The sequence below is a fragment of the Citricoccus muralis genome, from assembly GCF_029637705.1.
In the GTDB taxonomy this organism is placed as follows: domain Bacteria; phylum Actinomycetota; class Actinomycetes; order Actinomycetales; family Micrococcaceae; genus CmP2.
The window spans coordinates 468,189-491,930 of record NZ_CP121252.1; the positions used below are offsets into that span (position 1 = coordinate 468,189).

The following is a 23,742-nucleotide window of genomic DNA, read 5'->3' on the forward strand; positions in this document are numbered from 1 at the left end:
GACTCCTTTCGCAATCCAACATTGCTGAGGTTACCTCATAAAGAGGTTACTGCGCAAAACTCGGGCTAGACTGAGGGCATGTCTGACGTTTCCCCGCTCCCCGAATTAGCGGACCAACTGCATGCGATCAACCATCGCCTGCGTCGTCGGTGGACCGCCGAGCTGGCCCCCTACGATCTGAGTCCGCACCAGTTCCGTGCCCTGGTCGCCGTGGTGCGCTCGGGTCGCCATGCGGTGGACGTCGTCGATGCTGCGGGGCACGACCGCGACACGCACCCGGAGGGGATGCGGCTAAATGAGGTGGCGGAGCGACTGCGCATTGCGCCGCGGTCGGCGACCGAGGTGGTGGACCTGTTAGAGGCCAAAGGCCTGGTGCAACGCGGGACTGACCCGCGGGACCGGCGGGCCACCCGGGTTACCGCCACGGAGAAGGGGCACGAACTCTACGTCGAGGTCCGCGGCCAGAGACAACAACAGGCGGAGGAGTTCTTCGCGGTGCTCGACGACTCCGAGCGCGCGGAACTCTCCCGCCTGCTGTCGGTGGTGTTGGACGCGAATCCGCGTCCGGATCAGTGCGTTTCCGTGGCCTCTTCGGCCTCCGCCAGGTCGTCGGCCTCTGCGGCCGGGGCCTGAGTCTGCGCGCCGTTGCGGAGGAAGAACACCCCCACGATGGTGACCAGCGAGATCATCGCCCCGATCACCAGCGCGTTGTGGACTCCGCTCATCTGAGCGGTCACGGCATCCTGGCCTGAGCCGGCGCCCACCATGGTGGCCACCGTCATCACGGTGATGAACAGGGCGGTGCCGGCACCGGCGGATACCTGTTGCAGCGTCGACATCAGTGCCGAGCCGTGCGGGTAGAGCCGCGGCGGCAGAGAGCCCAGAGCGGTGGTCATCAGCGGGGAGAACAGCAGCGCCAGCCCGGTGGTCAGCACCGAGTGCGCACCGACGATCATCCACAGCTGCGTGTTCTCCGCGAACAGGGTCATCAGCCACAGGCCACTGGACGCTAGCAGTGCACCCGGGATCACCAGCGGGCGAGCACCAATGCGGTCGAAGGCCCGGCCCACGAACCAGCCGAGCACACCCATCAGCAGCCCACCTGGCAACAGCGCAAGACCGGACTCCAGGGTGGTGTGGCCCAGTACCTGCTGCATATAAATGGGCAACAGGATGATGGTGCCGAAGAGCGACATCATCGAGATCAGCATCAGCAGCAGCGCCATCGTGAAGGTGCCTACCGAGAACACACGCAGGTCCAGCAGTGCGAAATCCTTCAGCGAGAGCTGCCGCAGTGTGAACACCAACAGCGCAACGGCACCGATCACCACCGGAATCCAGGGTGCGATGATCGCGTGCCCGGTGGCCGCCTCGCCGATGGACGACAGACCGTAGATCAGTCCGGAGAAACCGACGGCAGAAAGCACCACCGAGAGCACATCCAGCGGCACCGGCTTGGTTTCGGTGACGTTGCGGATCATCATCCCGCCCAGTACCAGAGCCAGCACGGCGATCGGCAGCACCAGCAGGAACATCCAGCGCCACGTCAGCGCATCCAGCACGACCCCGCCCACCGTCGGGCCGATGGCCGGGGCCACCGCGATCACAATGGAGATCACGCCCATGGTGCGGCCTCGGCGATCCGCCGGCACCACATTGAGCACTGTGGTCATCAGCAGTGGCATCATGATGGCGGTACCGACCGCCTGGACCACGCGCCCGGTCACCAGCATCTCAAATGCGGTGGCCGCGGCAGCGATCGCCGTGCCGGCCGTGAAGGTGGACATCGCGATGATGAACACGGTACGCAGGTTCAGCCGGGTCAGCAGCCAACCCGTGATCGGGATGACCACGGCCATGGTCAGCATGAACGCGGTGGTCAGCCACTGCGCGGTCGCCGCGGGTACCTCGAATTCGGCCATCAGGTCCGGTAGCGCCACCGACATGATCGTCTCGTTGAGGATGACGACGAAGGCCGCGGCCACCAGCAGCGAGATCAGCCGGCTGACGCCCGCCGGCAAGGCGGACGCATCGGTCTGAATCGAGCGGGATTCGGCGGAAGAAGACACAGTACACCTCAAGAGACGAGAAGTATGGGAGGGGAACTGAAAAACCTTACGCCTGTGAGGAGCGATATGCAATCGCGCGCGGCGAAAGAGCTCCTCGAGGGGAATGGATCAATGACAGGTCGCTTTGAGGCTGTTTCAATGATTACGTACTGTTGAATTCTTATCACAACGATTCGTTGGCTGAAACGCGAATGCGATATCGACCGAAAAGAAGAGAAGTATGAGCACATCTGAGTACGAATCCACAGACCCTGGCGAGTCCCCGCCGGGCGACGGTGAGTCCGCCATCGACACCGGAGCGACGACGACGGCTGCGCCCGAGACCGAGGCGCATACCGAGCCTGAGGTGCACCGCGTCGAAGAGCTCCCGGCTCACCTCCAGATCGAGGAAGACGACACCGACGAGCAGATCACCGAGAAGCTGCGTCGGCAGGGCGTAAAGCTCGGCAAGGGCAACATCACTCCGCGAGTGTTCTGGCCCGCCATGACCATTGTGGCCGCCATTGCCCTGGCCGGCATGTTCCTGCCCGAAGCTACCGACGAGGTCTTGCAGGGCATTCAAGGATGGATCGTCGAGCACCTGGGCTGGTACTACGTGCTGGCCATCGCGTTCTTCATCGGGTTCTCCCTGTTCATCTGCTTCTCCAAGTACGGCAAGATCCGTCTCGGTCGCGATGACGACCGCCCCGAATTCAGCGTGCTGACCTGGTTCTGCATGCTCTTCGCCGCCGGCATGGGCATCGGCTTGGTGTTCTACGGCGTCGGCGAGCCGCTCACCTACGCCACCATCGACCCGAAGCCCGGCTGGGAAGGCGACGAGGCAGATCTCGCCAAGCTCGCCATGGCGCAGACCTTCGTGCACTGGGGTCTGCACCCTTGGGCCATCTACGCCGTGATCGGTCTCGCGGTGGCCTACACGATCCACCGGCGTGGACGTCCCGTGTCCATCCGCTGGGTCTTCGAGCCGCTGCTCGGCGACAAGGTCAAAGGCTGGGCCGGCGACGTCATCGACGTGCTGGCGATCTTCGGCACGATCTTCGGTGTCGCCACCTCGCTGGGCCTTGGCGTGCAGCAGATCGGCTCCGGCCTGACCTCGATCGGCATCGTCGACCAGTCGGACAACCTGTTGCTGGTGATCCTCATCGTCGTCATCACTTTCATTGCCACCATCTCGGTGGTCTCGGGTGTGGGACGAGGCATGAAATGGCTGTCCAACATCAACCTGTCGATGGCCGGCATCCTGCTGATTTCCGTGCTGATGCTCGGACCCACCCTGTTCCTGTTCCAGAACCTCATCGAGTCGCTGGGTGCCTACCTGGCGAACTTCATGAACATGACTTTCGACGTCGCTGCCTACACCGGTGAGGAAGGTCGCACCTGGGCCTCGGCGTGGACTCTGTTCTACTGGGGCTGGTGGATTTCCTGGGCGCCCTTCGTCGGCATCTTCATCGCCCGCATTTCCCGCGGACGCACCGTGCGCGAGTTCATCACCGGCGTGCTGCTGGTGCCGTCCATTGTCGGCTTCATCTGGTTCGCGGTGCTGGGTGGTACCGGTATTCACCGCCAGCTCTACGGCGACGGCGACCTCGTTCCGGAAGATCCAGCAGAATTCGCGGCCGACATGTCGCTGTTCGATGTGCTGGGTGGGCTGCCGCTGGGGACGATCTTCTCGTTCCTCGCGATCATCCTCGTGGCGATCTTTTTCATCACCTCCTCGGACTCCGGTTCGCTGGTGATCGATATGCTCGCCTCCGGTGGTCACCCGAACCCGCCGACTTGGTCGCGTATCCTGTTCTCCGCGCTGGAGGGCGCCCTGGCGATCGGCCTGCTGCTCGCCGGTGGACTGCAGGCGTTGCAGGCTGCCTCATTGGCGACAGCGCTGCCGTTCAGCGTGATCCTGCTGCTGATGTGCTGGGCGACGCTGCGCAACCTGCGTGCCGATCAGGAACGGCGCGAGGAACAGGTGCTGCAGGACCGGTACAAGCGACTGAGCCGTATGCTGAAGAAGGACTTCGGCGTGCACTTCGGCCCGCAGGTCGATGAGCGCATCGACTACCGCCTGACGCGCAGCAAGGGTGCCTTCGACCGCAAGCCGGGCCAGACGAAACCGGAGAAACCGAAACGTGACGAGCATCCGGTGCGCAGCGTCTGGCGCCGCGCCCAGGATGGTTGGAAGCCGAAGACCGACGGTCAGTCCGGTCAGACGGATCCCGGCAAGGACTAGAACCCCGAGGGGTGAGCCTGACGGAAGGATCCGGTCCCCACACGAAAGCGACTCTTCGCATTTAAGGGGGTAGCAGGGGTCTGAATCCACCGGCTTCGAGAAGACTTCTGGCGATGTAGTTCCTCAGATTCCTGAATCCTAGGGCTGTTCCACGTAAGTGCTCGAGTCGACCATTGATCGCCTCAGTAGGTCCATTGCTGGTGCCAGGACGATCAAAATACGCCAGAACATCAACCGCACGTCTTTTCAAAGTACGCCCCAGCTTCCGGATCTCTGTCAACGGCGCTGGTACACCGGCACTGATGTCGGCGATGAGTTTCTTCATCAACTCCCCACGCTGGCCCGGCTCGGGGTGGCGGTAGGCGGCGATCATGCGTTGATAGACACCCCAAGTGGCTTCCACCTGGACATGACGCTCATCAGCGAACACCGCATCAAGCCGGTCACGTTGCTTCTCCGTGAGCAGGACTTCTCCAGTGTGCAGAACCCGGCGAACACCATAAAGCGGATCCCCGGAACGACCACGCCGGCCCATGATGACACGCTGGACCCTGCGCCGGCACTCATCCAAGGCATGCCCGGCGAGTTGCACAACATGGAACGGGTCCATCACCGCACTCGCGTGGGGTACTTCCTCCGCAGCGGCGGTCTTGAACCCTGAGAACCCATCCATCGCGATCGCCTCAACGCGCTTCCGCCAGGCCTCGGGGCGGCCGGCCAGCCAGGACTTGAAGACTTGTTTCGAGCGTCCCTCGATCATGTCTAGCAACCGGGCTGGTCCGGTACCAGAACGGATCGGTGTCAGATCAATGATCACGGTGACGTACTTGTCTCCGTACCGGGTATGGCGCCAGACGTGTTCATCGACCCCGATAGTGCTCACATCCTGGAACCGGGCCGGATCATCAATCAATAGTCGTTTGCCTTCTGCCAGGATCGCGTTGTTCGCGGTATGCCAGGACACGCCCAGCCCTGCAGCAGCTCGAGAGATGGAGAGGTGATCGATCACGATCGCTTCCAATGCCCACCGGGTCCCTCGGTGGGAGAGTTTTGATCGTGGGATCGCTGCCTGGCTCAGATCTTCACGCCACTGATGCCCGCAATGCAGGCACTGCCAGCGACGGACCCGGACCAACAGTGTCGTGGGTCGGTGCCCGAAGGGCTCATGAGCCAGACGCCGAGAGATCGTTCCACGAGAGATCGCTTCAGCCCCGCACTGTTGGCACCACGGGTCAGGATCAACCCGTCGACATTCCAGCACGGCCCTGCCTCGGGTCAGGTGCTGGCCGGTGGCTTCGAGGCCGAGTTCGTTGAGTCGGCAAAATTTCGTCAGGTCAGGGGTTGAGAACTTATGCTGGGACATGTCGAGGTCTTTCGGATGGACGGTGTAGGAACTTCCATCATCGGAAGGCCTCGACCTTTATCCACGGACCGCCACGCCCAACCTCGAGCTCAACGCTGATCTACCCCCTTAAATGCGAAGAGCCACGAAAGCGGGGCACCACAGTTCATCACTGTGGTGCCCCGCGTCTCTATGTCAGGGCCGCGATCCTCTAGCGGGTGCGTCGTGCCAAGATGAGTGCGCCGAGTGCGAGACTCAGGGTCACTGTCAGTGTCGCCATCCGGGATTGGCGCGTGGGAACACACTGATCCTGCAGCGCAGTATTCGTCTCTTCTTGGATGCTTTCGATGCGCTCAGGGGTGTACGCGGGATCCTCGTTGTTCTCGAGATCCAGGCTCGGCCAGGTCGTCTCGATCCAGGAACCTCTGGCCTCCAGGTTCGATTCGTTCTGGGTGAAGTCGGGCGAAATATCGGAGTTTCCGAAGCCGAGCGGTCCACAGGTGACGGTCCCAGCATCCTCCATCAGGGAATAGGACGTCGGGGACAGGAACAGCCAGCCGGCGACGATAAAGAGCACGAGACTCACAACAGCGAAGAATTTCTGTCCGCCGGTCCGGCGGGGTTTGGTCTGGACTTCGTGGTTGATCGTCACCATGAGTTGGTGTGCTCCTCGCACTCGTCAAAACGCGTCTAACGATACAGCGGCGATCAGCGGTATGGAACGGGAGCGTGTCTGGGAATTCGGTGAATAATCCGCCACGCGCCCGTCATCGCGGAGGTTCGATCACTCTCCTGTCAGGGTCAGTTTCTTTCCTGCGGTCTCCGGGGCGAAGCAGAACATGAGGACCACCGCCACCAGCACCAGGCCTCCGGCCACAGCGAACGACGTCGTCAGTCCGAGCGCCGGAACCATCCAGGTGACGAACAGCAGCGGGCCCACACCCGCGGAAATCCGGGAGACCGCGGACGCCCAGCCAAACCCAGATCCGCGCAGCTCGGTAGGGTAGAGCTCCGAGGCGTAGGCGTAGAGCACCGGGATGGCCACCTGCACCACGAACCCGTAGACCAGCACCAGCGGGAGCACGGCGGAGGGCACGTGCAGGAACGCGGCCAGCGCGGTGATCAGCGCGGAGGAGACGACGGCGGAGACACCCAGCAGCCAGCGGCGCCCCGTCTTCTCCACCAGCCAGGCGGCCAGGATGACCCCGAACAGGCCAATGGCAGCCATGCCGCCGGTGGTGAGGAACGCTTGAGTCCGTTCGAAGCCGGCGTCGATCATGAAGGTCGGCAACCACTGTAGGCCCAGGTAGTAGACGAACATGATGGTGAGGAACAGGCACCAGATGGCCAGGGTGGTGCGCCAGGAATAGCGCCACAGCCGGATCAGCTGATCGGCCAGGGCGAGCACGGTCATCCGCGGCGCTTCGGGGACCGGGGGCAACACGTACTCACGCGGCTCGGCGCCGGTCTGGCGGACGAGCTGGTCGATGACTTTGCGGGCTTCGGCGTCGCGCCCCTGACGCAGGAGGAACAGGGGAGACTCGGGCACCCAGAGGCGGACGAAGAACACTAGCAGTGCGGGCAGAATCATGGCCAGCAGCGGCAGACGCCAGTCGCCCCAGGTGGCCACCAGCCAGGCCGAGACGAACCCGCACAGAGCGGCGCCGATGGGCCACCACCCGTCCATGGCGGTGAGCACGGTGCCGCGCTGTTTGCGCGGAGTGAACTCGCCGACCAGGGCATAGTCGACGGGGATGCACCCGCCGAGACCGAAGCCGGCGAGGAACCGGAAGATGGCAAACCAGACGATGTCGCCGGTGAACACCCCGGCCAGGGTGAAGATGGAGAACACCAACAGGGTGATGGCGAAGGCCGAGCGGCGGCCGATGCGGTCGGCCACGGTACCCCAGAAGAACGCGCCCACGGCCATGCCGATGAGATTGGCGGTGCCGATCCAGGCTGCCTGCCCGGCGGTGAGTGCCCACTCCTCACGCAGCAGCGGGATCAGCACGCCGTTGAGGGAGACGTCCCAAGCGTCGAACATGAAGCCGAGCCCGCCGATGAGGAAGATCCGTCCCTGGGCGCGCCACCGCCAGGGCAGGGACTGGACGATGTCCTCACCGGTGGGCAGGCTGGTGCGTGCGGCGGTGGGGGTGTTGATGGAAGACATGGGCCCGAGTGTAGGCCGGGTGCCGGGGGCTGGCGCACCCCGGACACGAACTAAATCCCGGCTGGGGCGGCTAAAGTGTTTTTGAGGGGTTTTCGAGGTGAACGCACGGGGAACGAGGTGGTTGAATGCACGGCACATCGTCGTTCTCCGACCGGACGCGCGACCGGCTGGAGCGTACCGCCGTCGCCGTGGCACGCGCCGATGAGCGTATCGGGGACCGGGGGAGGGGGCTGGAGGGGCTCGTGGCCGCTGGTGAGGGCGGCTGGTCCACCTGGGTGGATGGGGTCTGGGTGCGACCGCAGAACGTGATGGTGGCGGAAGTGTTCTCCCGCAGCGCCGCCGGCATCAACGCAGAGGTGCTGACCTCGATCCGGGTGATGCAGGCAACCCGAGACGCGGTCGAGTCGCTGGGGGATCCGAGTCGTCGGATTGGGGTGTCCGATCTGGTGTCGCTGCACGACCGGATTGAACCGGAAGCGCCCGGGCTGCGCCACGAGCCCAGCTGGCTGGTGCGCTCCGGGCAGGTCGGCGACGGCGTGGCGGTGGCACCGGCCCCCGCCGACCGGCTGCCCGGACTGATGGATGAGGTGGCCCGTTACATGTCGGGCACTGAGGGCAGCGGGTTAGTGCGATGCGCGATCAGCTACGCCCAGTTGGACTCGCTGCACCCGTTTGAATCGGGCAACGGCCGCACCGCGAGAGTCGTGTTGCACGCGCTGCTGCGCCGCACCGGGGTGCTGCGCTGGACCCTGCTTCCGGTGAGCACCGGATTCGCCCGCCCGCTGGCGGATTTCGAGCGCGGTATGCACCGGTTCCGCCGCGGCCCGGAAGGAGTCGAGGACTGGCTGGAGAGTTTCTGCGCGGCGCTGGAACACAGTGCGCGGCTGGCGCTGGAGCTCGACGCCGCGGTGGAGGCACTGCGGGGAGCGCTTACCGAGCGCCTGCTGGCCTCGCGGGCGGAGGACGGGCGCTCGCCGGTGGTGCCCCGGGCCGACTCGGTGCTGCTGGAGATGCTGCGGCGGCTGCCGGCCGATCCGGTGGTGACGGTGGAATCGGTGCGCGAGCACCACGGGATCTCGTCGACGGCAGCCCAGCGGGCCCTCGCGGAGCTGGAGCGGGCGCGGATTCTGACCCGGGCGCGGATCCCGGGTGGACGGCAGGTCTGCTGGATTGCCGAGGAGTACCTGGTGCTGGTCACGCTGCGCGGGGTCTACCGCTAGCCGTCACTCAAGCTCACCGTAGGGAGCTCAGCCCCTGGAACTTCTGCACCAGGGACTCCCGCGAGTGCTGATTCATGCGGTGCACTGCCTGTTCGGCGTCGCCGTCGAGAATGGCTTGCAGAATGCCGCCGTGGCCGATGATCTCGTCGGGCTGCTGGATGGCGGCGTCGAGCCAGGGCAGCATGTTGCGGATGCGGTAGAGCTCCTCGAGCAGATCGCGCAGCACCTTCTCGGCACGGGAATTGCGGGCCATTTCCGCGATCTTGAGGTGGAAGGCGACCGCGGTCTGGAACGCCGCCTCCGGGTCGGTTTCCTCTTTCTGCCGGTCCAGCAGTTCGGCGAGCTGAGCTTTCTGTGCCGGAGTACCGCGCTCTGCGGCCTGGCCGGCCAGGGGTGGCTCGATCATCTGCCGCAGCGCAAACAATTCGGTGACATCCTCCAGGCGCAGTGAGCGCACCAGGTAGCCGCGCCGGGGGATGATCGTCACCCAGCCTTCGTGGGCGAGCAGCCGCAGCGCGTCGCGCACCGGGGTCTTCGACACCCCGAACTCCTCGGCCAGATCCTGTTCCAGCACCACCGAATCGGGGGCGAGGTGGACCGTGAGGATCTGTTCCTTCAGTGCCAAATACACCCGGTCGGTGGCGCTGAGGTTGCGCTCGGCGCCACGGCGGGCGGGGGCCGCGCGGTCGATCCCTGAGGTGGTCATGACTGGTTCTCCCTGTGGTTGCCCGGCGCATCGGCGCGCCTGTGTCGATCCTAGGGGTCTTGTCTCGACGGTTCGAAAAATGTAATGTAGATCACATCATACCGGAGATATATCACCACTATGGTGAGGGGCGACATGACTCTGCATGCACAGCAACACGACGGCATCAGCCACGAACTGCGTGAGGCGATCATTGGCCACGACGGCGACGACCTGCGGACCTCGGACCAGGGCACGACGTTCGTCCAGCTGCTCGATGAGCAGGGGCACAGGCATACCGGCGGGGTGTTCGGGCGAATCGCTGACGCGCTCAGCCACGCCGAGTTGCGGGAGATGTACCGCGACCTGGTGTTGCTGCGCCGGTTCGACCAGGAAGCCACCGCCCTGCAGCGCCATGGCGAGCTGGCCTTGTGGGCGCCGTGCCTCGGCCAGGAGGCCGCGCAGGTGGGCCTCGGGCGGGGGCTGCGCTCCCAGGATTTCGCCTACACCTCCTACCGCGAGCACGGGGTGGCCCTGCAGCGCGGGCTCGCCCCGCGGGACCTGCTGCGGATCTTCCGCGGGGTCAGCCACGGCGGCTGGGACCCGCACGCACACAACCTCAGTGCCTACGAGATCATGATCGGCGCCCAGACCCTGCACGCCGCCGGCTACGCGATGGGCGTGAAATTGGAGGGGGCTGCGGGTACCGGGGACGTGGACTCCGACGTCGCCGTCGTCACGTGTTTTGGTGATGGTGCGACCTCGGAGGGGGATGTGGCCGAGGCGCTCACTTTTGCCGCCTCGTTCCAGGCACCGGTGCTGTTCTTCTGCCAGAACAACCAGTGGGCGATTTCGGTGCCCAAGCAGGTTCAAACACCGTCGCCGATCTACCGCCGCGGCGAGGGATACGGCATTCCCGGCATCCGCGTGGACGGCAACGATCTGCTCGCCAGCTACGCGGTGTCTCGATTCGCGCTGGACCGGGTGCGTTCCGGGGCCGGACCGCTGTTCGTGGAGGCCTACACCTACCGGATGGGCGCGCACACCACCGCTGACGATCCGACCCGCTATCGCTCCGCCGAGGAGGTCGAGCGTTGGAAACGGGCCGATCCGCTGGAGCGGGTGCGCCGCCACCTGCTGGAGATCGGCGCGGCGGACGAGGATTTCTTTACTGTGCTCGACGCCGAAGCCGAGCAGTGGGGCGCCGGGGTGCGCGAGGCCTGCCTGAGCCTGGAGACCCCCGGACTGGATGCCCTTTTCGACCACATCTACGCCGACTCGCACGCGCTGGTGGAGCAGGAGCGCGCCGAGTTCCGCGCCTATGAGAATAGCTTCGGTGAGACCGTGGAGGAGGGAGCATGACCACCGCCACCGCGGACACGACCGCTGAAGCGAGCGTGTCCGCCACGACCATGACGCTGGCCGCCGGGATCAACCGGGGGCTGCGCCAGGCGATGGCCGACAACGAGAAGGTGCTCATTCTCGGTGAGGACGTGGCCGAGCTCGGCGGGGTGTTCCGCATTACCGACGGGCTGCACGAGGAGTTCGGCGGGCAGCGGGTGATGAACACGCCGCTGGCCGAATCCGGCATCATCGGCACCGCGGTGGGGTTGTGCGCCCGCGGATTCCGGCCGGTGGTGGAGATGCAGTTCGATGCGTTCTCTTATACCGCGTACGACCAGATCGTGAACCAGGTGGCCAAACAGCACTACCGCACCGGCGGGCACCTGCGGATCCCGATGGTGATCCGGATTCCGTTCGGCGGGGGCATCGGCTCGCCCGAGCACCACTCGGAATCACCCGAGGCGGCGTTCGCCCAGCACGCCGGGCTGCGAGTGATGGCCCCCTCGGACGCGCACAGCGCGTACTGGGGGATTCAGGAAGCGATCACCCGCGACGACCCGGTGATCTTTCTGGAGCCCAAGCGCCGGTACTGGATGAAGGGTGAGGTGGATCTGGACCCGGCCTCGGCCACACCGGGGGACCGCGCAGTGATCGCCCGGCCCGGCACCGACGTCACGCTGGTCACCTATGGACCGCTGGTGCCCACTGCGCTGGAGGCCGCTGAGACCGCAGCCGAAGAGGGCACCTCGGTGGAGGTGGTAGACCTGCGCAGCGTCTCGCCGCTGGATCTGGGCCCGGTGGTCGATTCCGTGCAGCGCACCGGCCGCGTCGTCGTCGCCCATGAGGCCCCCGTGTTCTTGGGGCTCGGCGGCGAGCTGGCCGCACGGATCCAGGAGCAGGCGTTCTACCACCTGCACGCGCCGGTGCTACGCGTGGGTGCTCCGCACGGACCGTATCCGCCGGCCCGGCTGGAGCACCACTACATTCCGGACGCCGACCGGATGCTCGACGGCATCGACCGGGTTCTCGACTACTGACAACGGCCCGAAGCTAACAACGACGGAAAGAAGCCCATCCCGCTATGACCACCACCGTGTTCCGCCTCCCCGATGTGGGAGAGGGTCTCACCGAAGCCGACATTCTCGCCTGGACCGTGCATCCGGGTGATGAGATCGGCGTGAACGACATCATCGTGGAGATCGAGACCGCCAAATCGGTGGTGGAGCTGCCCAGCCCGACGGCCGGGCGGGTGCAGCAACTACTGGTGGAGGCCGGGCAGACGGTCACGGTCGGCACCCCCATCATCGAATTCCGCACGGACGGTGGGGCGGATGAACCCGCGCCGGAGTCAGCAGGGCAGACGGCATCTGATTCGGAGGCGCAGCCCGGATCCGAGTCCGAGTCTGAATCCAGCGGGGCCACCCTCGTCGGCTACGGCACCCGGGCCTCGACGTCGCGCCGGGCTCGCCGTCGTGCTCAGCGCGGGGCTGATGCTCCACCTGCACCCGCTCCGGTCACTGAGACGACAGCGGAGGCAGCGCCGGAATCTCCTGCGGCTACCGGTCTCGCCCTGGCGAAGCCGCCGGTGCGCAAACTCGCCAAGGACCACGGAGTGGACCTGACGCTGGTACCTCCGACCGGGCCAGTCGGCAACGTCACCCGCGAAGACGTGCTCGCCTACCTGGAGGCCAGCTCCGCACGTGACTCTGCCGGTCAGGGTGCAACGACAGCGGTCGGAGCATCGCCGCTGGGCGAGACCCGCCAGATCCCGGTGAAGGGGGTGCGCAAGGCCACTGCCCATGCCATGGTTGCCTCTGCTTTCACGGCGCCGCACGTCACCGAGTTCCTCGACGTCGACGTCACCGCCACGGTGGAGCTGATCCGAGTGTGGAAGTCCCAGGGCGTGTTCCCCGAGGGCGTGAAGGTCTCACCGCTGACCCTGCTCTCGCGCGCGGTGTGCTGGGCGGTCGGACGCACCCCGGAGATCAACGCCAGCTGGGGCGAGGAATTCATTACCGTGCACGGCCACGTGAACCTCGGCATCGCCGTGAACACCGACCGTGGGCTGCTTGTGCCGAACATTAAGAACGCCCACGCGCTGACCGTGACCGAACTGGCCCGAGAACTCACCGAGCTCTCCGAGACCGCGCGGGCGGGCAAGGCCACCCCTGAATGCCAGCGGGGCGGGACCATCACGATCACCAATGTGGGGGTGTTCGGGGTGGATGCGGGCACTCCGATTATCAATCCCGGCGAATCGGCGATCGTGGCGATGGGCCAGATCAAGCGCCGCCCCTGGGTGGTCGACGACGAGCTGGCCGTGCGCGATGTCGCGACTCTGTCGGTCTCGGCCGATCACCGGGTGGTGGACGGTGTCGCGATCTCCCAATTCCTCGCCGACCTGGGCGGCGCCCTCGAAGACCCGCGCGCCTTGCTGCTGTGAGCGGTTCAGCGAAGCGAAACAGCGCGTCAGCGGTTGGCTGACGCGCTGTTTCGCTTCACGGAGTCCCTCGGTCCGGGCTTAGTGATGGGATATGACTCGTGAGCGGTTCACTGACGAGCCTTTTCGCATCTCTGAACGAGATCGGGCACCACCGAGGTCACGTTTCCGACGATGCCGAGGTCGGCGATCTCGAAAATCGGGGCGTCCGGGTCCTTATTGATGGCGACGATAGTCTGCGCGGTCTGCATTCCGGCCCGGTGCTGCAGTGCACCCGAGATGCCCAGAGCCACGTACAGCTGCGGCGAGACGGTGGCGCCCGTTTGGCCCACCTGTGCGGCGTGCTCCGTCCAGCCGGCATCAACCGCGGCACGGGACGCGCCCACCGCGGCGCCGAGAGCATCGGCCAGTTGCTCGACGAGGCTGAAGTCCCCGTTCAGCCCCCGGCCACCGGCCACCACGGCGGCAGCTTCGGTCAGGGCCGGGCGTCCCGTGGACTCTACCGGAGACCGCTCGATCACGGTGACCCGTGGGCCGGAGACCGGTACCTCCACCGGCTGTGGTTTCGGGGTGGTTCCGGCAGGCAGCCCGGTCTCGGGCACGGCGACGACGTTGGGTTTCACGGTGATGCACACGGTTGACTCTGCGGCGCATCGGGTGGTGTAGGCGCCGGCCAGCACCGACTTCTGTACGCTGATCCCGGCCTCGGCGGCGTCCACTCCGACCGCGTGCGTGATCAGCCCGGCCTCCAGGCGCACAGCAACGCGGGCCAGCGCATCGGAGACCTCGCCCGCATCGGAGGCGAGCAACACGGTGGCTCCGGTCTGGCGCGCTGCGTGCTCGATCAGGTCGGCGAGTTGCTCTGCCGGCACCGCTGCGTCGTGGGCGTTGCTGTCAGTATCCGCGCAGAATACGGATCCCAGGTGTAGGCCATCCAGGGCGTTGCGGGTGGTGTCCGCGTCGGCAGCGGTAAGGACGTGCACCGATTCCGGGGATCCGGCCACGGTGTGGGCCAGCGCGAGTAGTTGTTGATCGGTGGAGCGCAACGGGGCGCCGATCCGATCCAGGACGACGAGGACGGTGGGTGCAGAATTCGGTGACATCGCGGGTACTCCTGCTCGGTGAGAGGTATCAGTCGGATCAGATCAGCCGGCGGGCGGAGAGAAACTCGACCAGCTCGGTGACGGCGGCGCCGTCGCCCTCATCGGTGAGAATCCGCCCGGCTTCTCGCGGCGGACGAGGTGCGGCCTCAAGCACCTGCACGCGGTTAGTGAGTTCGGCCGCGTCGAGCCCGATATCGGACAGTGACCAGGTCTCGGAGGGTTTCTTCTTCGCCGCCATGATCGCCTTGAAACTGGGGTAGCGCGGGGTGTTCGCCTGGTCCGTCACGGTGACGACGGCAGGTAGGAGAGCACTGACCCGCTGGGTCTCGGTCTCGGTGTGGCGGACCGCGATGAGGGTGGCGGAAGCAGGGTCCAGTGATACCTCGGTGGTGCGTGTGACGAGTGTCCAGCCCAAGCGCTCGGCTAACTGGGCGGGCACCGCTGCGGTCTCGCCGTCGGTGGAGGCCATGCCGGTGAGCACCAGCTGTTGCATCGATTCCTCGGTCGTGGACGAAAGGGTCTCGACGACGTGGCGCAGGGCCAGCGAGGTGGCAGCGACGTCGGCTCCGGTCAGGGCAGAATCGCTGAGGTGCACGGCGTCGTCAGCGCCCATCTGAAGCGCTTTTTTCACGGCCGCGGCGGCACCGGCGGGACCCATGGTGAGTGCGGTGATGCGCACGGTGGGCGCGGAGTCGGCGGCGTCAGGGGACGTGAGGGCTTCGCGCAGTTGCAGGGCGGTCTCCAGGGGGTATTCGTCCAGCTCGGAGAGAATGCCCTCACCGCGGTCCATGTGGTGGGAGTCGGTGAGGTGGCGGGCCTGCTGGGCGTCCGGGGCCCACTTCACCAACACGATCAGGTGCAGGGCGGTCATGAGGTCTCTCCTTCGGTACGTTCGGCGCGCTGGACGACGCGCTCGGCGTGGCGGATCAAAGGGGCGTCCACCATCGCGCCGCGGAACCGGAAGGCCCCGGTGTGCTGGGGCACTTCGGCGAGCAGGGCGCGGGCGTGCTCGAGCTCGGCGTCGGTGGGGGTGTAGGCGGCGCGGATGGGGGCGACGTGGCTGGGGTGAACGCAGGCTTTGGCGGCGAAACCGCTGGCCGCGGCGTCCTCGGCTTCAGCGCTCAGCCCGTCCAGGTCGGTGAGATCGGCATAGATGGAGTCGATGGCGGCTGTGCCGTGGGTGGCGGCGGCGAGCAGCACCAGGGACCGGGCGGTGCGGGCGACATCCCGGTAGGTGCCGGTGCTGTGGCGTGAGGAGCTGCCGCCGAGGGCCGCGACCAGATCCTCCGCCCCCCACATCAGGGCGGTGACCGAGGGATGGGCGGCAAGCTGGTCTGCTCGGGTGATCCCGGCAGGGGTTTCGCACAGCCCGATGATGCCGACGCGCGGGCCCAGCGCCCGGACGACCTTGTCGACGTCGTCGGCGGATTCAGCTTTGGCCAGCATCACGTGGCGCACCCCGGTGCCGGCGAGCACCTGCAGGTCGGCGTCGAGCTCAGCGCGCGTCGCATCCCCAGCCGGGTTGACTCGGACGATGGTGCGCTCGAGCAGCGCGGCGTCTTCGGCGAGGGTAGCCAGGTGGCGGACCAGGTGCCCGCGGGCGGCGGGCTTGTCGGCGGGGGCGACCGCGTCCTCCAGGTCCACAATGACCGCATCGGCGCGGTCGGCGGCCTTGGCATAGCGTTCGGGACGGTCGGCCGGGCAGAACAGGATGCTGGGGCCGAGGGTGAACGGTGGCGGAGTGGACCCAATAGTCATGAGGTGCTCCCGGAACGGTGGGCGGCTTCGGACTCCCAGATCAGCACGGAGCGAATGCACTCGGCCACCAGCACGCCGTCCTGATTCTCCCCGGTGTGCCGGATACGCACGATCCCTTGACCGGGCCGAGACGACGAGGTGCGGGTGCCGAGGATCTCGGAGGCCGAGTACAGGGTGTCGCCGTGGTAGAGCGGGTGCGGGAAGCGGACCTCCTCGAATCCGAGATTCGCCACGATGGTGCCCTGGGTCAGCTGCGCCACGGAGGCGCCCACGATGATGGCCAGGGTCATCATCGAGTTCACCAAGGGCTGGCCGAACGGTTGCGATGCGGCCCAGTGCGCGTCCAGGTGCAACGACTGGGTGTTCATCGTCATGGTGGTGAACGAGACGTTGTCGGCTTCCGTCAGGGTGCGCCCGGGGGCGTGGCGGTAGAGGGCGCCGACCTGGAGCTCGTTGACGTAGAGGCCGCGCTGCTGGATGACCGGGCGTGCGGCGTCGTGATTCATGAGTCCAACCCCAGACTGCGGGCGATCAGCATCAGCTGCACCTCGGTGGTGCCCTCGCCGATCTCCAGGATCTTCGAGTCGCGGTAGTGGCGAGAGACGACGAATTCGTTCATGAATCCGTAGCCGCCGAACACCTGGGTGGCGTCGCGGGCGTTGTCCATGGCGGCTTCTCCTGCGACCAGCTTGGCGATGGCGGCTTCGGTTTTGAAGGGCAGCCCGGCGCGCATGCGGGCGGCGGCGTCGTAGTAAGCCAGCCGGGCGGTGTGGGCGCGGGCTTGCATGCGGGCGATCTTGAAGGACACCGCTTGGTAGGAGGCGATGGGGTTACCGAAGGTGTGGCGCTCGCGGGCATAGCGGACCACCTCATCCACACATCCCTGCGCGGCCCCGGTGGCCAGGGCTGCGATGGCGATGCGACCCTCGTCGAGGATGCCCAGGAAATTCGCATAGCCGCGGCCGCGCACCCCGAGCAGGTTCTCCTCCGGGACACGGACGTCGTCGAAGGTCAGCGGGTGGGTGTCGGAGGCGTTCCAGCCCACCTTGTTGTAGGCCGGTTCGGCGGTGAATCCGGGGGTATCGGCCGGGACCAGGATGGTGGAGATCTCTTTTTTGACGCTGCCGTCGTCGCGCGTGGTCTCCCCGGTGACGGCGGTGACCGTGACCAGCGAGGTGATGTCGGTGCCTGAATTGGTGATGAACTCCTTGGTCCCGTTGATCACCCAGTGGCCGTCCTCGAGGCGGGCGGTGGTGCGGGTGCCCCCGGCATCGGAGCCGGCCTCGGATTCGGTGAGGCCGAACCCGGCGAGCTGCTCACCGGCGGCCAGGGCCGGCAACCAGCGCTGCTTCTGCTCCTCGGTGCCGTAGCGCAGCAGGGGCATCGCGCCGAGGGAGACGCCGGCTTCCAGGGTGATCGCCACGGACTGGTCGACCTTCGCCAGTTCCTCCAGTGCCAGACAGAGGGCGAAATAGTCCCCGCCCTGACCGCCGTACTCCTCCGGGACAGGCAGTCCGAACAGCCCCATCTCGCCCATCTGGGAGATCACCTCATAGGGGAAGCTGTGCTCGGCGTCATGCCGGGCCGAGACCGGGGCGACCACCTCCTGGGTGAATTCGCGCACCGCTTCTACGAGCGCCTGTTCTTCGTCGCTGAGCTGGTGGCTCATGATGCAGTCTCCTCGACATTCTCGGGATCTTCTGTGTGGTCTGGTTGGTCTGAGGCAGCGACGACGGCGAGGACTTGGCCGAGCTTGACCGTCTCGCCCACACGCACGTTCAGGGTGACGGCGCCGGGCAGCGGGGCGGTGAGCCGGTGCTCCATCTTCATCGCCTCGATGGTCACCAGTGCAGCCCCGGCCTCAACCTTGGCGCCGTGGTCAGCGTGAACCTCGATGACGGTGCCGGGCAGTGGCGCGGTGATTTCCGGGGCGGCTTCGGTGAGTTCGGCCTCGCGCTGACATAGCCGGGCCAGAGTCTGGGCGTGCGGGTCGGCCACGGTGACGGTGCCGGTGAAGCCCGGGGTGGACACCCACACGACGGCGCCCTCCGGGGCTCGGGAGGCGACGACTGTGCGCTGCCGGGCTGTGGTGACGGCTCCGGGAACGATGTCACCGGGGCTGGTGGCCGGGTCAGACAGGTGCGGCACCGCGATGGTGGTGAGATCGCCCTCGGGTGCCCGATGAGTGACCAGGTAGTTGGTGGGCACAGATCCGGTGGCGCGCCAGCCGTCGGTGCGCCAGGCGGAGTTGTGGCATATGGCGTCGCCCGCCTGGTTCTCGGTGAGCGCCGCCTCCACCGCGAGGCGCGCGGTGTGCTCATCCGGGCGGGGGAACACCAGAGCCGGCAGCCGCCGCTCGATCAGGGTGGTGTCGAGTCGGCCGGCGCGGACATCGTCGTCGTCGAGCAACTGCTGCAGGTAGGAGATATTGGTCTCCACACCGAGCACCACGGTCTCCTCGAGGGCGCGCCGCAGCCGGGCCAGCGCCTGGCCGCGATCCTCCCCGGTGGCGATGATCTTGGCGAGCATCGGGTCGTAATCGGTGCCGATCACCGAGCCGATGCGCAGACCGGAATCCACGCGCACTCCGGCCCCGGAAGGTTCGTGCAGGGCGAGGATCTCCCCGGTGCTGGGCAGGAACCCCGCCTCGGGCACCTCCGCGTAGACCCGGGCCTCCACGGAATGCCCGCGCAGCACCACGTCGTCCTGGGTGAGGTGTAGCGGCTGACCGGCGGCAATGCGCACCTGCTGTTCCACCAGGTCGACCCCGGTGACCTCCTCGGTGACCGGGTGCTCCACCTGCAGGCGGGTGTTCATCTCCATGAAGTAGAACGTGCCGGGGTCCTCATCGGAAATCAGGAACTCGACGGTACCGGCCCCGCGGTAGTCCACGGAGCGCGCGGTATTGCACGCAGCTTCACCGATGCGGCGTCGTGTGTCGGCGTCGAGCAGGGGCGACGGCGCCTCCTCGATCACCTTCTGGTGCCGGCGCTGCAGCGAACACTCGCGCTCACCGAGGTGGATCACCGCACCGTGGGCGTCGGCGAGCACCTGCACCTCAATGTGGCGCGGGGAGCGGATGAGCTGCTCGATCAGCAGGGAATCGTCCCCGAAGGCAGCGAGGGCCACCCGACGCGCGGTGAGCAGAGTGTCGGGCAGGTCCTCGGGGCGCTCGACCACGTGCATACCCTTGCCGCCACCACCGGCGGAGGGCTTGATGAGTAGCGGGTAGCGGATCTCGGTGCCGAAATTGCTGACCGCCTCGATCAGTTCGGCGTCGCTCAGCCCGGGCTCGGACACGCCGCGCACCACGGGAACACCGGCTTCAGCGACGTGGTTCTTGGAGCGGATCTTACTGCCCATCACCTCGAGTGCGGGGACGTCCGGGCCGATGAACACCACCCCGGCCTCGGCGCAAGCGCGGGCGAACTCGGCGTTCTCGGAGAGGAACCCGTAGCCGGGATGGATCGCCTGGGCACCGGTGACGCGGGCGGCGGAGAGCACCGCCTCGATGTTCAGGTAGGACTCGGCGGCCGGTGCCGGACCCAGCCGCACCGCTTCATCGGCGAGGCGCACATGGGCGGCGTCGGCGTCGGCGTCCGAATACACGGCGACGGCGCGGATTCCCATCGCGTGCAGCGTGGCGATCACCCGGCAGGCGATCTCGCCGCGGTTGGCCACCAACACGGTGTCAAACATCGTGGTCGGGTGCGGGGTCGGAGTCTGACGTGTCATGGGGGCTACATCCTGAACAGGCCGAAGCCGGGGTCGGGCAGGGGTGCGTGGGCGCAGGCCTCGAGCGCCATCGCCACCACACGACGGGTGTCGCACGGGTCGATGATTCCGTCGTCCCAGAGCCGTGCGGTGGAGTAATAAGGCTGACCCTGGTCCTCATAGTTCTGCCGGATGGGGTCTTTGAATCGGGCTTCGTCGTCGTCGCTCCAGGTCTCACCCGCAGCCTCGAGCTGGTCGCGCTTGACGGTGGCGAGCACCCCTGCCGCTTGTTCCCCGCCCATCACGGAGATCCGGGCGTTCGGCCACATAAACAAGAATCGGGGGGAATAGGCCCGCCCGCACATCGAGTAGTTGCCGGCCCCGAATGAGCCGCCGATGATCACCGTGATCTTCGGAACCCGGGTGGTGGCGACGGCGGTGACCATTTTTGCCCCGTTTTTCGCGATGCCGCCGGATTCGTAATCCCGGCCCACCATGAACCCGGAGATGTTTTGCAGGAACAGCAACGGAATCCCGCGCTGGTCGCACAGCTCGATGAAGTGCGCGCCCTTCAGGGAGGACTCGGAGAACAGGATGCCATTATTGGCGACGATGCCCACCGGGTGCCCGTCGATGTGGGCGAACCCGGTGACCAAGGTGGTGCCGTAGTCGCGCTTGAACTCGTGGAAGGCGCCGTCGTCGACGATCCGGGCGATGACCTCGCGTACTTCGAAGGGCTGGTTCACATCGGTGGGGATGATGCCGTCGAGGTCCTCGACCGGCAGCCGCGGCGGGAGCGGATCCTGACGCTGCCAGGCGCGCGGGCCGGGGGCAGGGAGGGTGGAGACGATGTCGCGAACGATCTGCAGGGCATGGTCGTCGTCCTCGGCGAGGTGATCCGCTACCCCGGATTGGGCGGTATGTACGACGGCGCCGCCGAGCTCTTCGGCGGTGACCACTTCGCCGGTGGCCGCTTTCACCAGGGGCGGGCCGCCCAGGAAGATGGTCCCCTGGTTGCGCACGATCACGGTCTCGTCGCTCATGGCGGGCACGTACGCCCCGCCGGCGGTGCACGAGCCGAGGACGGCGGCGATCTGCGGGATGCCGCGGGCCGAGAGCTGGGACTGGTGGTAGAAGATCCGGCCAAAGTGGTCGCGGTCCGGGAACACCTCGTCCTGCATGGGGAGGAACGCGCCGCCGGAATCCACCAGGTACAAACACGGCAACCGATTCTCGGCGGCCACTTCTTGGGCGCGCAGGTGCTTCTTGACGGTGAGCGGGAAGTAGGTGCCGCCCTTCACGGTGGAGTCATTGCAGACGATCATCACCAGCCGGCCGTGCACCAGCCCGATCCCGGTGATCAGCCCGGCCGCCGGGGCCGCGCCGTCGTACATCTCCTCCGCGGCCAGCGGGGCCAGCTCCAGGAACGGGCTGCCCGGATCCAACAGCCGGTTCACACGTTCCCGGGGCAACAGCCGGCCGCGCTCCTGGTGACGCCGTCGTGCTTTCTCTGGTCCGCCGAGGGCGGCGCGTCCCAGCCGCTGTGTGAGTTCGGCGCGCAGTTGGCCGTTGTGCTCGCGGCGCTGGGCGAAGGTGTCGCTGTGCCGGTCGACGGTGCTGGGCAGCGTCTCCATGCGGCCTCCCTGGGAATCTCGGGCTGGTGGTGAGTTGTTCGGCGGGGTGTTCGGTGGTGCCCCGGTCGGGTACGATGGTGGACATCCAGTTAATGATGACTCACTGAAATCCAGGCTAGTGAGGGAGATCACATTTGTCCAGGCCGAGTGCACCCGCCACCCGTCGTCAGGCGGAGAAGAATCAGCGTCGTCAGGATCTGCTCGATGCCGCCGGGGTGCTCTTCGGGGCGCGCGGCTACGATGCGGTGTCCCTCGACGACGTTGGTAGCGAGGTTGGCGTGACCGGGCAGGCGATTTACCGGCACTTCAAGGGCAAGCAGGATCTGCTCGGACAGCTGCTGCTCGGGGTCAGTGAACGACTGCTCTCCGGGGCGCAGGACATTCGCGCCTCGGTGCCCGACGTGTCGGCGCGGGCCCGGCCGTTGATCGAGTTTCAGGTCGAGTTCGCGCTCGGGAACCCCGAGGTGATCCGGGTGCAGGACCAAGACCTGGCTCGGCTGGCCGAGGCGGACCGGCGGTTGGTGCGTCGCATGCAGCGCGAGTATCTGGATCACTGGTCGGCAGCGCTGGCTGCTCTCCATCCTGAAGATTCCCGCGATGAGCTGCACACCCGCGTGCACGGCGTCATCGGGCTGATCAATTCCACCAGTCACTCGCTGAAATCCCGGTATGGCCCCGGGGTGGATCCGCGACGTCGCGCCGACAGCCAGCGCGCCCTGATCAAGATGGCCCAGGCCGCGGTGTCCGCCCGGCTGTGACCCGGCCGCACCCGCGCCCGAACCCGCAGTGCACCCGAACCCGAACCGCGAAGGAGGCAGCATGTTTGCCGGATTCTACGAAGAACTGCACGAGGAGTTCCGCGAGCTCGCCCGGGAGTTTTCCGCCCGCGAGGTCGCCCCCCACTACGCCGACTGGGAGAAAGCGCACCGCATGGACCGATCCCTCTGGACCGCCGCCGGAGAGCAGGGGCTGCTGGGGTTGGCCGTGCCCGAGGAGTTCGGCGGCATGGGACTGAATGACTACCGGTTCCGCATGGTGCTCGACGAGGAGCTCTGCCGGGCCGGGCACGAATCGGTGGGCTTGGCCTTCCACCTGCATGACGACTGGGTGCTGCCCGCCCTGTTGCGCTACGGAAACGATGAACAGCAGAGCCGGTGGCTGCCGCGCATGGTGGACGGCTCGCTGGTGACCTCGGTGGCGTGGACCGAGCCCGGCTGCGGCTCCGATCTGCGCGGAGTACGCACGAAAGCCGTGCCCGACGGCGAGGTCTGGGTGCTCGATGGGCAGAAAACGTTCATCGGCAACGGGATCACCGGCGATGCCGCCCTGGTGCTGGCCCGCACGGACGGCTCCAGTCCCACCGAGCGCGGCGGCGCAAACTCGTTCAGCCTGTTCTTCGTCGAAAAAACGGCAGGGTACGACGTCGGCTCCCCGCTCGAAAAAATGGGTCTCACCGCCTCGGATACCGCAGAGCTGTTCTTCACCGGGGTGCGGGTTCCGGGCGCGAACCTCATCGGGGAGCTCGGGGCAGGGCTGCGCTACGTGCACGAGCTGCTACCGCAGGGCCGGCTTGCCGTCGCCACGTCTTCTGTGGCGCTGGCCGCCCAGACGCTGCGCGCCACCCGGGAGTACGTGAGTCAGCGGCAGGTGTCCGACCGGTCGGTGGATGAGTTCCAGAACACCCGCTTCCGGCTGGCGGACATGCAGGTCTCTCTCGAGGTGACTCAGCACTATGTGGCGCAAGCGGTCACCCGGTTTAATGACGGCGAGCTGAGCCTGACGGACGCATCGAAGACGAAAATGTGGGCGAGCGAGCGGGCGAAAGAGCTGATCGACCAGTGCCTGCAGCTGCACGGCGGGTACGGTTACATCCTCGAATACCCGGTGGCTAAGGCTTATCTGGCGGTGCGGTTGTTCACGATTTTCGGTGGTACTTCCGAAGTGCTGCGGGACACCATCGCCCGGGACCTTGTGAGCTAGGTCACGTTTTGCTAGGTTCGAGGCGGAATCGAGTTACAACTCAGTAACTGAACCGAGCG

General features: G+C 66.5%; 20 protein-coding genes. 8 read left to right on the forward strand and 12 right to left on the reverse strand.

Annotated features, from left to right (window positions below):
• Window positions 1-78 precede the first annotated feature (78 nt).
• Window positions 79-633 (forward strand): MarR family winged helix-turn-helix transcriptional regulator, encoded by a 555-nt coding sequence (locus tag P8192_RS02120; RefSeq protein ID WP_278158100.1) that lies wholly within the window; start codon window positions 79-81, stop codon window positions 631-633.
• On the opposite strand, the gene P8192_RS02125 is transcribed toward P8192_RS02120, so the two are convergent.
• Window positions 570-2,069, reverse strand: a complete 1,500-nt coding sequence (locus P8192_RS02125; RefSeq protein ID WP_278158102.1) for a DHA2 family efflux MFS transporter permease subunit — start codon at window positions 2,067-2,069, stop codon at window positions 570-572. The two genes, P8192_RS02120 and P8192_RS02125, sit on opposite strands and share 64 nt — an antisense overlap.
• Window positions 2,070-2,289: 220 nt before the next feature.
• Here P8192_RS02125 and P8192_RS02130 point away from each other — a divergent pair, with 220 nt between their 5' ends.
• On the forward strand, window positions 2,290-4,293 hold the full coding sequence (locus P8192_RS02130) for a BCCT family transporter (protein ID WP_278158122.1): 2,004 nt from the start codon (window positions 2,290-2,292) through the stop codon (window positions 4,291-4,293).
• Window positions 4,294-4,354: 61 nt separating this feature from the next.
• On the opposite strand, the gene P8192_RS02135 is transcribed toward P8192_RS02130, so the two are convergent.
• The 3 genes from P8192_RS02135 to P8192_RS02145 all read right to left on the reverse strand — a co-directional run bounded on the left by P8192_RS02135 (window position 4,355) and on the right by P8192_RS02145 (window position 7,805).
• Window positions 4,355-5,656: an ISL3 family transposase gene (locus P8192_RS02135; RefSeq protein ID WP_278158124.1), complete on the reverse strand. Its 1,302-nt coding sequence runs from the start codon at window positions 5,654-5,656 to the stop codon at window positions 4,355-4,357.
• A 190-nt stretch (window positions 5,657-5,846) separates the two neighbouring features.
• Window positions 5,847-6,290 (reverse strand): hypothetical protein, encoded by a 444-nt coding sequence (locus tag P8192_RS02140; RefSeq protein ID WP_278158126.1) that lies wholly within the window; start codon window positions 6,288-6,290, stop codon window positions 5,847-5,849.
• A gap of 129 nt (window positions 6,291-6,419) precedes the next feature.
• Window positions 6,420-7,805 carry an MFS transporter gene (locus P8192_RS02145; protein WP_278158128.1) on the reverse strand — a complete coding sequence of 462 codons (1,386 nt, stop codon included), beginning with the start codon at window positions 7,803-7,805 and terminating at the stop codon, window positions 6,420-6,422.
• A gap of 125 nt (window positions 7,806-7,930) precedes the next feature.
• Here P8192_RS02145 and P8192_RS02150 point away from each other — a divergent pair, with 125 nt between their 5' ends.
• Complete coding sequence (locus P8192_RS02150) at window positions 7,931-9,025, forward strand: Fic family protein (protein WP_278158129.1); 1,095 nt, start codon at window positions 7,931-7,933, stop codon at window positions 9,023-9,025.
• A 13-nt stretch (window positions 9,026-9,038) separates the two neighbouring features.
• Here P8192_RS02150 and P8192_RS02155 read toward each other — a convergent pair whose 3' ends face one another.
• Complete coding sequence (locus P8192_RS02155; protein ID WP_278158131.1) at window positions 9,039-9,731, reverse strand: GntR family transcriptional regulator; 693 nt, start codon at window positions 9,729-9,731, stop codon at window positions 9,039-9,041.
• Between the two features lie 135 nt (window positions 9,732-9,866).
• On the opposite strand from P8192_RS02155, the gene P8192_RS02160 reads away from it, so the two are divergent.
• The 3 genes from P8192_RS02160 to P8192_RS02170 are packed head-to-tail and all read left to right on the forward strand — an operon-like array spanning window position 9,867 to window position 13,497.
• Window positions 9,867-11,072, forward strand: coding sequence for a thiamine pyrophosphate-dependent dehydrogenase E1 component subunit alpha (locus P8192_RS02160; protein ID WP_278158133.1), 1,206 nt, complete (start codon window positions 9,867-9,869; stop codon window positions 11,070-11,072).
• Window positions 11,069-12,091, forward strand: coding sequence for an alpha-ketoacid dehydrogenase subunit beta (locus tag P8192_RS02165; protein ID WP_278158135.1), 1,023 nt, complete (start codon window positions 11,069-11,071; stop codon window positions 12,089-12,091). The genes P8192_RS02160 and P8192_RS02165 overlap by 4 nt, the downstream gene beginning before the upstream one ends.
• Window positions 12,092-12,135: 44 nt before the next feature.
• Window positions 12,136-13,497, forward strand: coding sequence for a dihydrolipoamide acetyltransferase family protein (locus tag P8192_RS02170; RefSeq protein ID WP_278158137.1), 1,362 nt, complete (start codon window positions 12,136-12,138; stop codon window positions 13,495-13,497).
• A 107-nt stretch (window positions 13,498-13,604) separates the two neighbouring features.
• Here P8192_RS02170 and P8192_RS02175 read toward each other — a convergent pair whose 3' ends face one another.
• Genes P8192_RS02175 through P8192_RS02205 form a run of 7 tightly spaced genes read right to left on the reverse strand, consistent with a single transcriptional unit; the run spans window position 13,605 to window position 21,703 of the window.
• Entirely contained in the window at window positions 13,605-14,597 is a 993-nt protein-coding gene (locus P8192_RS02175; protein WP_278158139.1) for an electron transfer flavoprotein subunit alpha/FixB family protein, read from the reverse strand.
• A gap of 37 nt (window positions 14,598-14,634) precedes the next feature.
• Window positions 14,635-15,459, reverse strand: a complete 825-nt coding sequence (locus tag P8192_RS02180) for an electron transfer flavoprotein subunit beta/FixA family protein (RefSeq protein ID WP_278159701.1) — start codon at window positions 15,457-15,459, stop codon at window positions 14,635-14,637.
• 5 nt (window positions 15,460-15,464) lie between these two features.
• Window positions 15,465-16,355 (reverse strand): HpcH/HpaI aldolase/citrate lyase family protein, encoded by an 891-nt coding sequence (locus P8192_RS02185; protein ID WP_278158141.1) that lies wholly within the window; start codon window positions 16,353-16,355, stop codon window positions 15,465-15,467.
• Window positions 16,352-16,861, reverse strand: a complete 510-nt coding sequence (locus tag P8192_RS02190) for a MaoC family dehydratase (protein ID WP_278158143.1) — start codon at window positions 16,859-16,861, stop codon at window positions 16,352-16,354. The genes P8192_RS02185 and P8192_RS02190 overlap by 4 nt, the downstream gene beginning before the upstream one ends.
• The gene (locus P8192_RS02195; RefSeq protein WP_278158145.1) at window positions 16,858-18,024 is read right to left on the reverse strand and encodes an acyl-CoA dehydrogenase family protein; all 1,167 of its coding nucleotides are present in this window, start codon (window positions 18,022-18,024) and stop codon (window positions 16,858-16,860) included. The genes P8192_RS02190 and P8192_RS02195 overlap by 4 nt, the downstream gene beginning before the upstream one ends.
• Window positions 18,021-20,090 (reverse strand): acetyl/propionyl/methylcrotonyl-CoA carboxylase subunit alpha, encoded by a 2,070-nt coding sequence (locus tag P8192_RS02200; protein WP_278158147.1) that lies wholly within the window; start codon window positions 20,088-20,090, stop codon window positions 18,021-18,023. Before P8192_RS02200 ends, P8192_RS02195 begins: the two co-directional genes overlap by 4 nt.
• 5 nt (window positions 20,091-20,095) lie before the next feature.
• The gene (locus tag P8192_RS02205; RefSeq protein ID WP_278158149.1) at window positions 20,096-21,703 is read right to left on the reverse strand and encodes a carboxyl transferase domain-containing protein; all 1,608 of its coding nucleotides are present in this window, start codon (window positions 21,701-21,703) and stop codon (window positions 20,096-20,098) included.
• Between the two features lie 134 nt (window positions 21,704-21,837).
• Between P8192_RS02205 and P8192_RS02210 the strand changes: the two genes are divergently transcribed.
• On the forward strand, window positions 21,838-22,461 hold the full coding sequence (locus P8192_RS02210; protein WP_278158150.1) for a TetR/AcrR family transcriptional regulator: 624 nt from the start codon (window positions 21,838-21,840) through the stop codon (window positions 22,459-22,461).
• A gap of 61 nt (window positions 22,462-22,522) precedes the next feature.
• The gene (locus P8192_RS02215; RefSeq protein ID WP_278158152.1) at window positions 22,523-23,683 is read left to right on the forward strand and encodes an acyl-CoA dehydrogenase family protein; all 1,161 of its coding nucleotides are present in this window, start codon (window positions 22,523-22,525) and stop codon (window positions 23,681-23,683) included.
• Window positions 23,684-23,742: the final 59 nt, after the last annotated feature.

What these genes read in the sequence shown, in the direction of transcription:
- P8192_RS02120 (WP_278158100.1), top strand. Translation starts at nt 79, where the DNA reads ATGTCTGACGTTTCCCCGCTCCCCGAATTAGCGGACCAACTGCATGCG.
- P8192_RS02130 (WP_278158122.1), top strand. Translation starts at nt 2,290, where the DNA reads ATGAGCACATCTGAGTACGAATCCACAGACCCTGGCGAGTCCCCGCCG.
- P8192_RS02135 (WP_278158124.1), bottom strand. Translation starts at nt 5,656, where the DNA reads ATGTCCCAGCATAAGTTCTCAACCCCTGACCTGACGAAATTTTGCCGA.
- P8192_RS02140 (WP_278158126.1), bottom strand. Translation starts at nt 6,290, where the DNA reads ATGGTGACGATCAACCACGAAGTCCAGACCAAACCCCGCCGGACCGGC.
- P8192_RS02145 (WP_278158128.1), bottom strand. Translation starts at nt 7,805, where the DNA reads ATGTCTTCCATCAACACCCCCACCGCCGCACGCACCAGCCTGCCCACC.
- P8192_RS02150 (WP_278158129.1), top strand. Translation starts at nt 7,931, where the DNA reads ATGCACGGCACATCGTCGTTCTCCGACCGGACGCGCGACCGGCTGGAG.
- P8192_RS02155 (WP_278158131.1), bottom strand. Translation starts at nt 9,731, where the DNA reads ATGACCACCTCAGGGATCGACCGCGCGGCCCCCGCCCGCCGTGGCGCC.
- P8192_RS02160 (WP_278158133.1), top strand. Translation starts at nt 9,867, where the DNA reads ATGACTCTGCATGCACAGCAACACGACGGCATCAGCCACGAACTGCGT.
- P8192_RS02165 (WP_278158135.1), top strand. Translation starts at nt 11,069, where the DNA reads ATGACCACCGCCACCGCGGACACGACCGCTGAAGCGAGCGTGTCCGCC.
- P8192_RS02170 (WP_278158137.1), top strand. Translation starts at nt 12,136, where the DNA reads ATGACCACCACCGTGTTCCGCCTCCCCGATGTGGGAGAGGGTCTCACC.
- P8192_RS02175 (WP_278158139.1), bottom strand. Translation starts at nt 14,597, where the DNA reads ATGTCACCGAATTCTGCACCCACCGTCCTCGTCGTCCTGGATCGGATC.
- P8192_RS02185 (WP_278158141.1), bottom strand. Translation starts at nt 16,355, where the DNA reads ATGACTATTGGGTCCACTCCGCCACCGTTCACCCTCGGCCCCAGCATC.
- P8192_RS02190 (WP_278158143.1), bottom strand. Translation starts at nt 16,861, where the DNA reads ATGAATCACGACGCCGCACGCCCGGTCATCCAGCAGCGCGGCCTCTAC.
- P8192_RS02195 (WP_278158145.1), bottom strand. Translation starts at nt 18,024, where the DNA reads ATGAGCCACCAGCTCAGCGACGAAGAACAGGCGCTCGTAGAAGCGGTG.
- P8192_RS02200 (WP_278158147.1), bottom strand. Translation starts at nt 20,090, where the DNA reads ATGACACGTCAGACTCCGACCCCGCACCCGACCACGATGTTTGACACC.
- P8192_RS02205 (WP_278158149.1), bottom strand. Translation starts at nt 21,703, where the DNA reads ATGGAGACGCTGCCCAGCACCGTCGACCGGCACAGCGACACCTTCGCC.
- P8192_RS02215 (WP_278158152.1), top strand. Translation starts at nt 22,523, where the DNA reads ATGTTTGCCGGATTCTACGAAGAACTGCACGAGGAGTTCCGCGAGCTC.